This window comes from Flavobacterium succinicans (genome assembly GCF_001662485.1).
Classification (GTDB): domain Bacteria; phylum Bacteroidota; class Bacteroidia; order Flavobacteriales; family Flavobacteriaceae; genus Flavobacterium; species Flavobacterium succinicans_A.
The window spans coordinates 89,177-104,157 of the sequence record NZ_JMTM01000060.1 but is presented as its reverse complement, the minus strand read 5'-3'; the positions used below and the strand labels follow the sequence as shown (position 1 = coordinate 104,157).

Here is a 14,981-nt window from a genome sequence, read left to right as displayed (position 1 = left end):
AATTTGCAAATAGTATTTAACTCAGATTGTTATGGAACTCATTTTAAAAAACGTTAAGAAAAAAGATTTTCCAGTCTTGAAATCATTGGCAAAATCATTGGGTTTTGAAATCGTTCAAGAAGTCGAAAAACCTTATAATCCAGAATTTGTAAAAGAAATATTGGAAGCTGAACAAAGTATTAAGGATGGGAAAGGAGTTAGAATTAAATTAGAAGATTTGTGGAAGTAATTTATTCTGAAAAAGCTCAGAAAGACAGAGAATTTTGGAAAAAATCTGGAAATAAAGCAATAATGAATAAAATATCTGCTTTGATTGAAGATATTCAATTGCATCCATATGAAGGTCTAGGAAAACCAGAGCAATTAAAGCACCAACTTTCGGGAAGGTGGTCCAGAAGAATAAATAAAGAACACAGAATTATTTATAAAGTTACAGAAGAAAATACAATAGAAATCCTTGATATTTTATCATTGAAAGGACACTACGAATAAAAACAAAACTACTCATGTTATCAATAAAAAACCTTCACGCCTCAATAGGCGACAAAGAAATATTAAAAGGAATCAACCTTGAAGTAAAAGCTGGCGAAGTTCATGCCATTATGGGACCTAACGGTGCAGGAAAAAGTACGCTTTCGGCTATTATTGCTGGAAATGAAAACTACGAAGTGACCGAAGGAGAAATTCTTTTAGACAACGAAGATATTGCAGAATTAGGTCCAGAAGAAAGAGCACACAAAGGGGTGTTTCTTTCGTTTCAATACCCAGTGGAGATTCCTGGAGTTTCTGTAACCAACTTTATGCGTACGGCTATCAACGAAACGCGCAAAGCCAATGGAAAAGAAGAAATGCCAGCCAACGAAATGTTGAAAGTCATTCGCGAAAAATCAGAATTGTTAGAAATCGATCGCAAGTTTTTATCTCGTTCACTTAACGAAGGTTTTTCTGGAGGAGAGAAGAAACGTAACGAGATTTTTCAAATGGCAATGTTAGAACCAAAATTGGCCATCCTAGACGAAACCGATTCTGGTTTGGATATTGATGCCCTTCGAATTGTAGCGAATGGTGTAAACAAGCTAAAAAGCGACAAAAACGCAATTGTTGTGATTACGCATTACCAACGTTTATTAGATTATATCGTTCCTGATTTTGTTCACGTTTTGTATAACGGTCGAATAGTAAAATCTGGTACCAAAGAATTGGCCTATGAGCTAGAAGAAAAAGGATACGATTGGATCAAACAAGAACAAGAAGCGTAAAAATTTGTTTAAAGTTTAAAGTCTAAAGTTATCCCATGAGAACTTTAAACCTTAAACCTTAAACTTTAAACAATTAGAAATATGTTAAGAGAAAAATTAGTATCGTCCTTTATGGCTTTTGAAGAAAAGATTGATGTCCAAACGGATCTTCATGATATTCGTACCGCAGCTATAAAGAACTTTGAAAATAAAGGCTTTCCAACCAAAAAAGAGGAAGCTTGGAAATATACTTCCTTGAATAGCATTTTAAAAAATGATTTCAGTGTTTTTCCAAATACTGAAAATACGATTGAGTATAAAGAGGTAAAAAAATATTTTTTGCACGAAATAGATACCCATAAAGTGGTTTTTGTAGATGGCGTTTTTAGCTCGAATTTGTCCTCAACCACTCACGATGGAATAGATGTTTGTTTAATGTCATCGGCATTAAATAAGCCAAAATACAAAATGGTTATTGACACCTATTTTAATCAAATTGCAAGTAAAGACGAGTCATTGACTTCTTTAAATACGGCATTTGCTAATGAAGGTGCTTATATTAATATTCCAAAAAGTAAAGTAGCGGATAAGCCAATCGAAATCATGTATTTTTCTACAGGTTCCGAAAAAGCGTTGTTGGTTCAACCACGTAATTTGGTGATTGTAGGGGAGAATTCTCATGTGCAAATCATCGAAAGACATCAATGTTTGAATGATAATGCGGTATTGACCAATTCAGTTACTGAAATTTTTGCAGCAAAACGCGCTATTGTGGATTACTATAAAATTCAAAATGATGCAGCCGAAGCGAACTTAATTGATAATACCTACGTTTCGCAAAAACAAGAAAGTCATGTTTCGGTGCAAACCTTTTCATTTGGAGGAAACTTAACCAGAAACAATTTGAATTTTTATCATTTTGGCGAACGCTTAACTAGTACGCTAAACGGAATTACAATAATAGGAGAGAAGCAACACGTTGATCATTATACCCTAGTAAACCACGCAACGCCAAACTGCGAAAGTTTTCAAGATTACAAGGGAATATTTTCAGATAGAGCTACTGGTGTTTTTAACGGGAAAGTTTTCGTAGAAAAAGAAGCTCAGAAAACCAATGCTTTCCAAAAAAGTAACAATATTTTGTTGAGTGACAAAGCTACGATTAATGCCAAACCACAGTTAGAAATTTTTGCTGACGATGTAAAATGCTCTCACGGTTGTACCGTTGGTCAATTAGACGAAACGGCTTTGTTTTACATGCAACAACGAGGAATTCCAAAGAAAGAAGCCAAAGCATTATTGATGTACGCTTTCTCGAATGCAGTAATCGAAAACATCAAAATTCCTGAACTTAAAAAACGAATTACCGCTATTATAGCCAATAAATTAGGCGTGAAACTAGGGTTTGATTTGTAGTTTTAAAAAAGTTTCTAATAAAGTAAATAAAGAGCATAAAGTCTAACAAAGACTTTGTGCTCTTTGTGTATTTATCCACTATCAAAAATTAGTATATTTGAGGTATTAATTTGCATTGTTATGGAAACAATTATTACAGATATTGACAGTTTAGATCTTTCCAAATCGTACACGTATGCGGATTACCTTACTTGGAATTTTAAGGAAAGATTAGAAATTTTGAAAGGGAAAGTTTTCAAAATGAGCCCTGCACCCAGTAGAAAACATCAAGAAATATCAGTTGAGCTTACGGGTATTTTTTATAATTATTTCAAAAAAACACCATGTAATGTTTATGTTGCACCATTTGATGTACGATTAATCAATTACAAAAAAAGTACTTCTGACAAAGAGATTACTACCGTATTCCAACCTGATATTTGTGTGATTTGCGATAAGGAAAAATTAGACGATAGAGGATGTCTTGGGGCGCCTGATTTGATTATTGAAATTCTTTCGCCTGGCAATTCCAAAAAAGAAATGGATATTAAGTTCGATTTATACGAAGAAAACGGCGTTAAAGAATATTGGCTTGTTGAACCGTATCAAAAGTCAATTTTAATTTATACCCTCCAAAAAAATACCTATATTGGTCTTAAACCCATAGCTGAAGAAGGATTGGTGCACAGTCCACTTTTTCCAGAATTGAGTTTTAATGTGGCGGATATTTTTATAGATTGAATTTAATCTCTAGACTTTAATAAGAATTACCGCAATTTTAGTTAATAAATTAGGCGTAAAACTAGGATTTGATTTATAAATCAAAATCGAAAGAAACACATTTTTAAACCTCTCAAAAAGGATAATGTTTAATCTTAAACGTTGTCCTTTTTTTTGATTCGTGAAGATAGTTTTGTAGTAATTTTTTTGTAATATTATAGGGCTAAATCTTTTATAAAAACAAGTAATCGATGATTCCACAAGCAACTACAATTGACGAAGTGATACAATTGCTTCAAGAAATTATTCAACAATCCATTACACAAAAATCTACAAAAGGCTATTTTGCAGTACTTTATCTCAAAGTCACACAAAAAGTAAAAGAAGGAATTCAAAACGGAACTTTCGAAAACGGCCCGAGAATGGAAAAATTGGATGTAATTTTTGCCAATCGATATATCAAAGCGTATTATCAATACCAAACACAGCAACCTACATCAAAATCTTGGGAAGCCGCATTTGCAGCAGCAGATAATTATTGGATTATTGTATTACAGCATTTATTACTCGGAATGAACGCACACATTAATCTTGATTTAGGGATTGCAGCGGCTCAAGTTTGTCCAAAAGACGAAATCCATAGTTTGCAAAATGATTTTAATACAATCAACACTATTTTATCTTCTTTGGTGTCCGATGTCGAGAAGGATTTGACCGAAGTTTGGCCAATTTTAAAGTGGATTCTAGAAAAAACAAAATCCATTGACACCTTTCTTATCGATTTTAGTATGCAAAAAGCCCGTGAAGGCGCATGGAAATATGCTCTTGAATTAGCTCCTCTTGAGGGACATAAGGCGGAGGAATCTATTACAATTAGAGATGCTAAAGTCGCTCAAAAAGCAAAAATCATCATCGATTTAGGTCTAATACCTGTAGTTTTATTCAAGATCATGCGTTTGTTTGAAGTAGGGACCGTAGATCAAAAAATCAAAGATTTACAAAACTAATGTGAATTCATTTATACTGTTTCAAAGTTTTTATCGAAAATTCTTGACAAGTAAACCAAAAAAAAACAAACCCGACAATTTAGAAAGTTGTCGGGTTTGTAGTTCAATAGGGTAGAGGTTACTTTTTAAAACTTCCAATCACTCCTTTTAGCAATTCATTTACATCATATTTTGCTTCGTCGCTTAATCCCATTCTAACAATAACCAAATCCAAAGACGGAATAATAAATACTTTTTGTCCTTGGTAGCCATTGCAAGAGTACATATCTCGCGGCGCAGCTGGGAAATGACCACCTGCATTCAGCCAAAAGTGCGCTCCATAACCTTCGTTTGAATCGTTAGTAGGTGTGCTTACATAATTTTCCCAACTTGGATCAAATACTTGGTCGCCATTCCAATTGCCTTTATGCAAATACAATAATCCAAACTTGGCCCAATCTCTTACGGTAGCCCATCCATAGGACGATCCAACATAATTCCCAACCATATCGGTTTCGATTAGCATGGAATGCATTCCAATTCTATCAATCAATTGAGTGTACCAAAAATCCAAATACTCTTGATGGGTTTTGAACTGCTTACGCAAGATGTTAGACAATAAATTACTAGTTCCCGAGGAGTAATTCCAATGCGTATTGGGAGCAAAGGTGGTTGGTTTTTCGAGCTGTACGCGTCCCATATCTTCTGCTATGAACAACATTTTGGTAGCATCACATATTTTATCATAGGCTTCTTCCCATTCCAATCCAGAATTCATATGCAACAAATCGTTGGTCGTGATTTTTTTTCGTTCATCGTTTTTCCATTCGGGAATTGGAGCGGGTTTGTTGATGTCATATTTTCCTTGTTTTTGAAGTATCCCAAAAAACGTAGCAGTAATACTTTTAGTCATAGACCATCCCAAAATTTTACTGTTTTTGGTAAATCCAGTATCGTATTTTTCCGCAATAATATGGTCTTTATAAATCACTAAAACGGCTCTTGATCTTTTTTTCTTTTGTCCTTTTGAATCGAAAGCGTTGTTTACTGCGGCGGTTAGTTTTGAATAATCAACATTAGCAAAAACAGTGTCTTTGGGCTCATTATTTCCATAGGGAAAGGGCAAATTGTTTTTTGTAAAGTTGCGTTTTGGGGTTAGATAGGGTTTTGAAACATCAAAATCCTCATTGATTAAGGTCGCTCCTAAACCTTCTCGATATATCGCTTTTCTGGTTTTTAATCCGTAAACAGATGAAGTAGCGGTTTTGGCGTTGTCGTCGATTTCATTTTTGGCAAGATCAATCAGGTCAATATCGTTATCTCCTTTTTCGATCATCTCTTGTGAGCGATGGTCAATAAAATGCCCCGAAGCCATACTTTTGGCCGAAAAACCAGAGATTAAATCGAGTTTAGGATAGGTGGTATATCCAATATACCCAAGAACAAGCAAAAGAAGGATTCCGATACTTTTTAGTATATTCTTCATAAAATGTTATTTTTAAGCAATGTAGCAAAAAGTTGGAAACCTTGTGTTGGGTTTTGTTTTTTTCTTTCCTTGCTCAAACTAAGAATGGATTTTCAATAAATGATGCCTATTTGGGTATCAAGTTTTATTAACAACTGTTTGCTAAAAATTAGCTACAGTTTCACTACTTTTGTATTTAGAAAAATTCTAAATTAAGTCATGTTAGACCTTCAAAAAATAAGAGCCGATTTTCCGATACTTTCTCAAAAAGTAAATGGAAAACCTTTGGTTTATTTCGATAACGGAGCGACTTCGCAAAAGCCACAAGTAGTGATTGATGCGATTGCAAAGTATTACCAAGAAATCAACGCCAACATTCATCGTGGCGTACATACCTTGAGCCAATTAGCGACTGATGCGTACGAATTGTCTAGAGGGAAAATCCAACACCATATTAATGCCAAACACGCGCACGAAGTATTATTTACTTCGGGTACTACTCATGGCGTGAATTTGGTAGCGAATGGGTTTGCTTCTCTATTAAAATCCGGTGATGAGGTGTTGGTGTCCGCTTTAGAGCATCATAGCAATATTGTGCCTTGGCAAATGCTTTGCGAACGTACAGGCGCTTCGTTAAAAGTCATTCCAATGAATGAAAAAGGGGAGTTGATCTTGTCTGTATTTGATGAATTACTATCCGAAAAAACAAAAATCGTTACCGTAAATCATATCTCTAATGCTTTAGGAACGATTAATCCCATAAAATATATCATTGACAAAGCGCACGAATTTGACGCAGTAGTTTTTATTGACGGAGCGCAAGCCGTGCCGCATTTGAAACCTGATGTTCAAGCCTTGGATTGCGATTTTTATGCTTTTTCAGGGCACAAAATGTGTGGGCCAACAGGTACAGGAATTTTGTATGGAAAAGAAGCTTGGTTGAATAAATTGCCACCCTATCAAGGTGGAGGCGAAATGATCAAAGAGGTGACTTTTGAAAAAACCACTTATGCCGATTTGCCTCATAAATTCGAAGCAGGAACGCCTAATATTGCTGGAGGAATTGTCCTTGGAACTGCGGTAGATTATATGAATGAAATAGGTTTTGAAAATATTCAGGCCCAAGAATTAGCACTTTTAGAATACGGAACTCAACGTTTATCCGAAATAGAAGGTTTACGTATTTATGGTACTTCAGAAAATAAGACTTCGGTAATTTCATTTAATATTGATGGAATTCATCCGTATGATATTGGAACCATTATCGATAAATTAGGAATAGCCGTTCGAACGGGACACCATTGTGCCCAACCCATTATGAATTTCTTTGAAATTCCAGGAACGATTCGAGCGTCTTTTTCGTTTTATAACACCAAAGAAGAAATCGATAGCTTAGTTGAGGCTGTAAAAAAAGCCAAAATGATGTTGTCATAAACACCCAAAAAAGATGAAGTGGATTAGTCAATTGATTTTTGTTTTTGTTATCATGAGTAGTTGTAAAAGTCAAAAAATCAATGATTTTAGTACTTCATCCATCACCTATACTGCGCAATCTAGAGGAGTATATTTGAGTGTTTGGATGGAAAATAAAAAAGTTTGGGTCATCAAAGGTAGGAATGAAAAGCCCTATGAAGTTGAGCTGACAGCACAAGAAATGAAGGAGCTAGAAAGCATTTTTTCTATATTGAATTTAGAAAAAGTCCCCTCATTGAAAGCCCCAACGGCAAAGCGATTATATGATGGAGCAGCCATTGCCAACCTAGTCATTTCAGCTGGTGGAAAGGCCTACATCTCCAAAAGTTTTGACCACGGATTTCCCCCAAAAGACATAGAAAAAATAGTGACTTTATTAGTTTCATATAGCGAAAAATAAGCATGAGTATCAAAGAAATACAAGACGAAATTGTAGATGAATTTTCAATGTTCGACGACTGGATGCAGCGTTACGAATACATTATTGAGTTAGGAAAAAATTTGCCTTTAATCGAAGAAGCTGCCAAAACCGATGATAATTTAATCAAAGGATGCCAGTCGAAAGTATGGTTACAAGGCCAGCAAAACGAGGACAAAATTGTGTTTACTGCTGATAGTGATGCGATTTTGACCAAAGGGATTATCGCGATTTTAATACGCGCTTTCTCGAATCAGAAAGCTGCTGATATCTTGAATGCCGATATGGATTTTATTGATGAAATTGGACTTAAAGAGCATTTATCACCCACCAGAGCCAATGGTTTAGTATCGATGATTAAAAACATCAAAATGTATGCTTTGGCGTTTGACGCGAAAAAATAGAGTATGAAAAAATTGATTTTAGTTTTATTTTCTATCCTTGCGCACGCTCAAGAGAAGGATTCGGTTTCATTTTCTAAAATTCATTTTAGTTATAGTCAAACTAGCAATTTTAATCTAGACGAAAAAGGTATTTACGCCGATACTTCTTTGATACAATTTCATTTTCCAAACCTGAAATATGAGTTGATTAAAGAGAGAGTTGATGATTCTCAAAAGACCGCTTTTATTGCTTATAAAACTTTGTCAAAAGAGGATAAAAAAAAGATTGCATCAATTATATATCATACTACACAACAAATCGAGGGGGTTTTTGATGTAAATCAAGAGAAAACAGTCTATACCATAACTAGATCTAGTAAAGAATTAGAACAAATTTTTCATTATTTAAATGAAAAATTTTATAAGTTCAAATACAAGATGATAGTAGACTACAAGAAAAAGAAAATAGATATAATCTATCCAAGGGTCTCCTATAGAAAAGCATTTAATGAAGTATTTAGAACTATTGTTTTTACTGATCCTGTTGAAATAAACGGATCTTATACTTTTCAAACGGAAGACAAAGCATTCACTAATAAGGTGCAATTAAGTAAAGAATTGAATAAAAAAATTGGCCCCGATGAATTTTTTTCAAACAATAATTTTGGAGTAAAAAAAATCATTTCATTAGAAGACACAAAAACATTAATAAACTACTCTTATGAGTAAGTAAGTAACAAAAAAATGACAGAAGAAATAAACACCGCCGAGTTAGGAGAAGCTATCGTAAAGAAATTAAAAACGATTTACGATCCGGAGATTCCAGTAGACATTTATGAGTTGGGATTGATTTATGACGTGATGGTCAATACCGATTATGAAGTAAAAATCTTGATGACTTTAACTTCACCAAATTGCCCAGTGGCCGAAAGTTTGCCAAGAGAGGTAGAAGAGAAAATCAAATCGATTGAGCACGTAAAAGATGCCGAGGTAGAAATCACTTTCGACCCACCTTGGAGCAAGGATTTAATGAGTGAAGAAGCCAAATTAGAATTGGGAATGCTTTAATAAAAAGTGCTCAGTGTTCAGTTTTATAGTATGCAGTTGCCACTGATCACTAAGAACTGACCACTGACTACTAATTTAAAATAATGGAAGAAATAGTAAATAAAGTAGCCAATAGTGCGCTAAAAGTCTTCGATTTAGAAGATTATTATCCAAGCGGCATTCGAACACAAATCGATATTTCGCAATGGCTGTTGGATGGTTTTTTATTAAAAGAAAAAGACTTTCGTGAGGCCTTAAAAAATCAGGATTGGTCGCAATACCAAGACCATTATGTCGCGGTCCATTGTAGTACTGATGCCATTATTCCGGCGTGGGCAATTATTTTGGTTACCTCTTATCTTTCCCCTTTTGCCAAGCATATTGTTTTAGGTACCATAACCGATTTGAATACCGCTTTGTACCAAGATATCTTAAATCAACTGGATTATTCCGAATATCAAGATCATCCTTTGATTATTAAAGGCTGTTCCAAAAAACCAGTACCAGAAAGCGCTTATCTTATGGCGATCCAAAAACTGCAACCTTTGGCCAAAAGCATTATGTATGGCGAAGCCTGTTCTGCAGTGCCTTTGTACAAAAGACCCAAAACCTAATTTTTTCAGAAACCCCAGCAATGGGCATTTTCAGGAAGCAAAGTCCCGCTATCCGCTATAATCTTTTGTGCTGAACCCCAGCACAAAAGGATTTTCGCTTCTATCGGGGTTAGGGAGCTACAATTTTCCTTTTTGTTATGATTTTTGGAGTTTATAACCATTTATTTTTAGCGTTTTAATGGTTTTTACTACATTTGAGTAGGAACCTTAAAACCAAACAAAATGAGAGCCATTGTAATTACCCTGTTTTTGCTTTATTCCGTTGCTGAAGCACAAGCACAAAACACCGAGAAAGAGTTAATCAAAAACACCGAGGCTGCGGTTAAGAACATAAATGATACTTTGCCTAATGGCTGGCGCAAAAAAGGAAATATTGCTTTTCTTTTCAGTCAGTCCAATTTTAATAACTGGATTGCAGGTGGAGAAAACAACTTGTCTGGAAATTTAGGTATCAACTATGATTTCAACTACAAAAAAGACAAACTGACTTGGGATAACAAAATCATTGCTTCTTACGGTTTACTACAAACCAAAAATGCCGATTTTGAGAAAAAAACAGATGACCGTTTCGAATTCAATTCTACCCTAGGACAACACGCTTTTGGGAATTGGTACTACTCTTTATTCCTAAATTTTAGAACTCAATTTACCCGTGGATATCTATACGGAAAAGATGCTAATGGAGCAGAAATCAGAACGGAAAACACTAATTTTTTATCACCTGGTTATCTTACTTTTGGACCTGGTTTGTTCTGGAAAAAAGGAGACCATTTGCGATTGAATTTTGCACCCTTAACCTCCAAAATGACTTTTGTAGACGATTTTTATACTTCGCAACCGGGTTATGTAAACGGTGCTTATTTTGGGGTTGATGCTAATAAAAGCTTGCGCTACGAATTGGGTTTTTATGCTTCGGCTTACTATAAGTTCAATTTAATGACGAATGTTTCGGCAGAGAACACGCTGAATCTCTACACCAATTATTTAGAAGATCCTCAAAATGTAGATATGGATTATTCATTGGCTATCGTGATGAAAATTAATAAATTTCTATCGGCCAATTTGAATTTTCAGGCCATTTATGACGACAATGCTTTTAAGGGATTTCAAACCCGACAAGTTTTTGGTTTAGGAGTGAATTATGGGTTTTAGCAAGTAGCGATGTAGCTTAAAAGTAATATGTTTCCTTTTAGCCCCGGGAGTAGTGGCATCCTTTGTTGCCGGGGTTCGGCAACAAAGATATAGCGAATCACGGGACGATGCCAACAAGAAAGCCCGTTGCCGGCCGCTTCTAATCATAAAAAAAGCCCTTTTGATGGTTTTCAAAAGGGCTTTTTTAGTATTATTCTTTTTCAATAGCATCTTTATAATCGGGATACAAGAATTTGTTGTACGGGAAGCGCGTGATGTGAATTTGTCGCACAGCCTCGTATACTCGTTCTCTAAATTCCTCGAAGTTTTCCTTGTGGGTGGCTGAGATGAACAAGGCATTTTCGTGACCCACGCGACTCATCCAAGTTTGTTTCCACTCGTCGAGCGTAAAGTGACGTGGCGTTTTTTCGGTCATTAAATCGTCTTCGTCTATCGTTAAATGTTGGTAAGCATCTATTTTGTTGAACACCATAATAATAGGTTTATCATTGGCTTTGATGTCTAACAAGGTTTGATTTACAGAGGCGATATGGTCTTCAAAATCAGGGTGCGAAATATCTACAATGTGCAATAACAAATCGGCTTCGCGTACTTCGTCTAGCGTACTTTTGAACGAATCGACCAATTGTGTTGGTAATTTTCGGATGAATCCAACGGTGTCTGAAAGCAAGAAAGGCAAGTTTTTGATGACCACTTTTCGAACGGTAGTGTCTAGGGTGGCAAACAATTTATTTTCTACAAAAACATCGCTTTTGCCCACCGCATTCATCAAGGTTGATTTACCAACATTGGTATATCCTACCAGCGCGACACGAACCATAGCGCCGCGATTGCTTCGCTGAATACCCATTTGTTTGTCGATGGTTTTGATTTTATCTTTTAGCAACGAGATACGATCACGAACAATACGTCTGTCGGTTTCGATTTCGGTTTCCCCCGGACCACGCATCCCGATTCCTCCTTTTTGTCGTTCTAAGTGCGTCCATAAACCCGAAAGACGTGGCAACAAATAGATGCATTGAGCCAATTCCACTTGTGTTCTAGCATAAGAAGTTTCGGCGCGTTGCGCAAAAATATCCAAGATCAAATTGGTTCGGTCAAGGATTTTGCAATCGATAATTTTGGAGATATTCTTTTGTTGCGAAGGGGTTAATTCGTCGTCAAAAATCAAGGTCGAAATATCATTTTCTTTTACAAAAAGATGAATTTCGTCTATTTTACCTGTACCCAAAAATGTTTTGGGATTGGGTTTGTCCATTTTTTGCCAAAAGCGTTTTACTACTTGTCCACCAGCAGTAAAGGTCAAAAACTCTAATTCGTCAAGGTATTCACTCAGTTTGTCTTCACTTTGATTTTGAGTAACAATCCCGACGATAGCCGTTTTTTCGAAATTTATTTTTTCTTTTTCTAACATATCATCAAATAAGTCGCAAATTTAATCATTTGCTTTGTACTTCTGATGCTGTTGCGTTAAAAACCGACGTTGGTTCGTAAGTATAGGTTTTTACAGTTTTGATCATTCCGCTGTCTTCGATTAGGGAATAAGAGGCAGGAAAATTTTGGGCATTGTATTTAAACGTTCCTGCGCGAACAATTGTGTTGGCAGTTGAGGTAAATTTTAATTCGTTGTTTGGACTTATAAACGTAAACTCAAATTCCTCTTCTTGAAACGAAACCAAAGGAACAATCACTTGGTAATTGGGACCAAAAATATTTTTCACCATCAACAAGTTCGCCGATTCTTTGTCGTCATAGCCAAAATACTTGATGGTTTTGTCGCCCAAAAGTCCCGTTTGTTTGGTTTGATTTTCTTTGTCGTAATAGAATTCGGTTTTGTAAATGATTTGTTTGTTTCGGTCACGAACGGAGCGGCGAACTACTTTTCCGTTTTCGACTACAAAATCGACTTCTTCCACAAAAAGTTGCTGGGTGGTACTTTTTTTGGTGACTTGCTTAATTCGGTAGCCGTCATAGGCATACGTCACCGTTTTGGTTACAAATTTACCGTCTTCGTCGTATTTTTTGGTAAACAAAATCAAGCGGTCTTCAGCGTCATAACCGTAGCTAATTACTTCTTTCCAGTTGCTTCCGTTGCGGTCTTTTACAGTGTGGTCGAGTAATCCTTTTTTGTTGTAAAAGAAACTTTGGGTCACATCCGAGGTTTTGATGGTGGTTAATTTTCCGTTGTCAAAAGCATAGGTTTTATTGACCATTTCACCACTTTTTAGGTTTCTAAAATTGGTCTTGACTACGGCAATTTGCTTTAATTGTAACGATTTGTCTAGGTTTTGACTTTGTAAGCCATACGAAAAAGCCATCAGAGCGAAGGCCGCGAAATAGGTTTTCATTTTTGTTTAGTATTGATTTGGGACGACCAAAATACAAAAATGATTTTTAGTAAAAGCGATTTAGAAAATCATTTCTTTGTGGATACAATTGAGACCAAAATGCTTATAGTTAACTACGATGCGGTGAAAAAAGAAATTATTCACCGCATTTTTGCGGCGAAAAATAAATCAATTGGCTCCAGCTTTAGCTGGAGTTATTGGGATTGATTGCATTGGCTTTAGCCAAATAAACGCAGTTAATTTTGGCTAAAGCCTTCAAAGCTTTCAAATTTCACCCCTCCAACTAAAGTTGGAGGCAATTAATGTCAAAAAAATACCTGAATAATAGCCAATTATTGATAGCAAAATTAGTTAATTATGGAGCTTTACTTATCCCCAAATAGTTGCACATCATCCACCATAAAAGCACCATCTAATGCGGCATTTTTGCCCGAGCCAGTGTAGCGAAAGGCAATGTTGACTTTGCCTTTGAACGCACTTAAATCTATGGCGCCCGAGCCTATGAATTGGTACCAAGGAGTAGCCTGTTTGGGCACTATGGCTTTTAAAGGAGTCCAAGAGGCGGTGGCTATGTTTACGCCATCAAAATTGGTGGAAATAAAAACATCTAATGCGTTCAAAGGCGAATCCACATCGAGATGGTGTTGGGCCGATCGAAACGTAAAAACTTCATTTTTTAGGACATCTAAGTCGATTTTGGGCGAAATTAACCAAGCCACATTCGAAACTACTTTGGTTCCCGAAATCGCAAACTCAGCGTATCCATTGCCATTGTACACCGTGCCTTTCCACACTGGCGTTCCTTTTTGGGCTAGGTTCGTCCAGCCGGGTAAACTTAGATTGGTTTTATCGACTACTTTTTCAAAATCTTCTTTGAAGAAAGGTGTTATACTAGCGCCTGTTAAGTTCACATCTTTTTCGGAACGGGCGATGAGTTGGTAATCGGTGCCAAATTTGGTCAAAATACCTTTGACTTTTCCGCTTCCTTTTGGGACTGTTTTGGTGGCAAAATTGGCAAAACTAGAGGTTCTAAAAATAACCTGATTCCCTAATTGGTCCATCAAATTCCAATTGGTGCCGCCACCGATGTCTTCGCTTTCTTCATAGTATTTTCGTCCTACAGCATCGGTAGTAAATTGTACGTTTTGCAATTCGACCAAAGTATTTAAGTTGGCGTCATTCAGCAGTTCGGGAATAGTTATGGCTTTGGTCAATTGCTTTTCCTCGATAATGGTGCAGGAGGGGAATAGTACTTTTTTATAATCGTTTTGTGAAAGTCTTCCCACGCCACCTTCGTTATAGGAATTGACATAAATTGACCCAATTCTGAGTCCACCGAAATTGATGTCGGTATATTGATTTTTGAGTTTAAGGTAGACTTTGTTGCCCAATCGAAAATCGATGTACAAATTGGTTGCATCGATAGGCACACTAAAACCAATGGCTGGCGAAGTAGGCGTGGCCAAAGTTTGAAAACTAATGGTTTTGAAAAAATTCCCGCCTTCGTCACTTGAAACCACATAAGCTTCAATTATATCTTCAAAAGGATATTGCGCTACAATTGCATTGGCGTTGGCTTTCACCTGAGCCACGGTTTGGTTTACTTTTAAATCGGGTTGGGTGCATTCTAATTTTGGAATATCAAAATCTTCTTGAGCACAATTTGTCAAGAAGAAGGAAAGGACATACAGAATTGAAAGTGAAGAAATATAACGTTTCATATTTTTACATTTTAATGTGTT

Annotated in this window: 17 protein-coding genes; 13 read left to right on the top strand and 4 right to left on the bottom strand. The window is 36.1% G+C overall.

Annotated features, from left to right (window positions below; all coding sequences use genetic code 11):
• The first annotated feature begins 31 nt into the window (after positions 1-31).
• From FLB_RS10765 to FLB_RS10740, 6 genes are all read left to right on the top strand, one after another.
• On the top strand, positions 32-229 hold the full coding sequence (locus FLB_RS10765; RefSeq protein WP_064715962.1) for a DUF2683 family protein: 198 nt from the start codon (positions 32-34) through the stop codon (positions 227-229).
• A complete protein-coding gene (locus FLB_RS10760; protein ID WP_064715961.1) occupies positions 220-492 on the top strand; it encodes a Txe/YoeB family addiction module toxin in 273 nt (90 codons plus the stop codon). The genes FLB_RS10765 and FLB_RS10760 overlap by 10 nt, the downstream gene beginning before the upstream one ends.
• Positions 493-506: 14 nt before the next feature.
• Positions 507-1,259, top strand: coding sequence for a Fe-S cluster assembly ATPase SufC (gene sufC, locus FLB_RS10755; RefSeq protein WP_064715960.1), 753 nt, complete (start codon positions 507-509; stop codon positions 1,257-1,259).
• Positions 1,260-1,340: 81 nt separating this feature from the next.
• Positions 1,341-2,654, top strand: coding sequence for a Fe-S cluster assembly protein SufD (sufD, locus tag FLB_RS10750; RefSeq protein WP_064715959.1), 1,314 nt, complete (start codon positions 1,341-1,343; stop codon positions 2,652-2,654).
• Positions 2,655-2,774: 120 nt separating this feature from the next.
• Positions 2,775-3,374 (top strand): Uma2 family endonuclease, encoded by a 600-nt coding sequence (locus FLB_RS10745; RefSeq protein ID WP_064715958.1) that lies wholly within the window; start codon positions 2,775-2,777, stop codon positions 3,372-3,374.
• Positions 3,375-3,604: 230 nt separating this feature from the next.
• Complete coding sequence (locus FLB_RS10740) at positions 3,605-4,360, top strand: DUF5995 family protein (RefSeq protein WP_064715957.1); 756 nt, start codon at positions 3,605-3,607, stop codon at positions 4,358-4,360.
• Between the two features lie 118 nt (positions 4,361-4,478).
• Here the strand turns inward: FLB_RS10740 and FLB_RS10735 are convergent, their stop codons facing one another.
• Positions 4,479-5,825 carry a serine hydrolase domain-containing protein gene (locus FLB_RS10735; RefSeq protein ID WP_064715956.1) on the bottom strand — a complete coding sequence of 449 codons (1,347 nt, stop codon included), beginning with the start codon at positions 5,823-5,825 and terminating at the stop codon, positions 4,479-4,481.
• A gap of 198 nt (positions 5,826-6,023) precedes the next feature.
• On the opposite strand from FLB_RS10735, the gene FLB_RS10730 reads away from it, so the two are divergent.
• The 7 genes from FLB_RS10730 to FLB_RS10700 all read left to right on the top strand — a co-directional run bounded on the left by FLB_RS10730 (position 6,024) and on the right by FLB_RS10700 (position 10,891).
• Complete coding sequence (locus FLB_RS10730; protein WP_064715955.1) at positions 6,024-7,238, top strand: aminotransferase class V-fold PLP-dependent enzyme; 1,215 nt, start codon at positions 6,024-6,026, stop codon at positions 7,236-7,238.
• Between the two features lie 13 nt (positions 7,239-7,251).
• A complete protein-coding gene (locus tag FLB_RS10725) occupies positions 7,252-7,677 on the top strand; it encodes a hypothetical protein (protein WP_064715954.1) in 426 nt (141 codons plus the stop codon).
• A 2-nt stretch (positions 7,678-7,679) separates the two neighbouring features.
• Positions 7,680-8,099, top strand: coding sequence for a SufE family protein (locus FLB_RS10720; protein WP_064715953.1), 420 nt, complete (start codon positions 7,680-7,682; stop codon positions 8,097-8,099).
• A 3-nt stretch (positions 8,100-8,102) separates the two neighbouring features.
• On the top strand, positions 8,103-8,807 hold the full coding sequence (locus tag FLB_RS10715) for a hypothetical protein (RefSeq protein ID WP_064715952.1): 705 nt from the start codon (positions 8,103-8,105) through the stop codon (positions 8,805-8,807).
• Positions 8,808-8,822: 15 nt separating this feature from the next.
• Positions 8,823-9,146, top strand: a complete 324-nt coding sequence (locus tag FLB_RS10710) for an SUF system Fe-S cluster assembly protein (RefSeq protein ID WP_064715951.1) — start codon at positions 8,823-8,825, stop codon at positions 9,144-9,146.
• Between the two features lie 83 nt (positions 9,147-9,229).
• A complete protein-coding gene (locus FLB_RS10705) occupies positions 9,230-9,739 on the top strand; it encodes a DUF2480 family protein (RefSeq protein ID WP_064715950.1) in 510 nt (169 codons plus the stop codon).
• Positions 9,740-9,961: 222 nt separating this feature from the next.
• Positions 9,962-10,891, top strand: a complete 930-nt coding sequence (locus FLB_RS10700) for a DUF3078 domain-containing protein (RefSeq protein ID WP_064715949.1) — start codon at positions 9,962-9,964, stop codon at positions 10,889-10,891.
• Positions 10,892-11,081: 190 nt separating this feature from the next.
• On the opposite strand, the gene hflX is transcribed toward FLB_RS10700, so the two are convergent.
• The 3 genes from hflX to FLB_RS10685 all read right to left on the bottom strand — a co-directional run bounded on the left by hflX (position 11,082) and on the right by FLB_RS10685 (position 14,960).
• Positions 11,082-12,305: a GTPase HflX gene (gene hflX, locus FLB_RS10695; RefSeq protein WP_064715948.1), complete on the bottom strand. Its 1,224-nt coding sequence runs from the start codon at positions 12,303-12,305 to the stop codon at positions 11,082-11,084.
• A 25-nt stretch (positions 12,306-12,330) separates the two neighbouring features.
• Positions 12,331-13,239: a hypothetical protein gene (locus tag FLB_RS10690; protein ID WP_064715947.1), complete on the bottom strand. Its 909-nt coding sequence runs from the start codon at positions 13,237-13,239 to the stop codon at positions 12,331-12,333.
• Positions 13,240-13,604: 365 nt separating this feature from the next.
• Entirely contained in the window at positions 13,605-14,960 is a 1,356-nt protein-coding gene (locus tag FLB_RS10685) for a DUF5689 domain-containing protein (protein ID WP_064715946.1), read from the bottom strand.
• Positions 14,961-14,981: the final 21 nt, after the last annotated feature.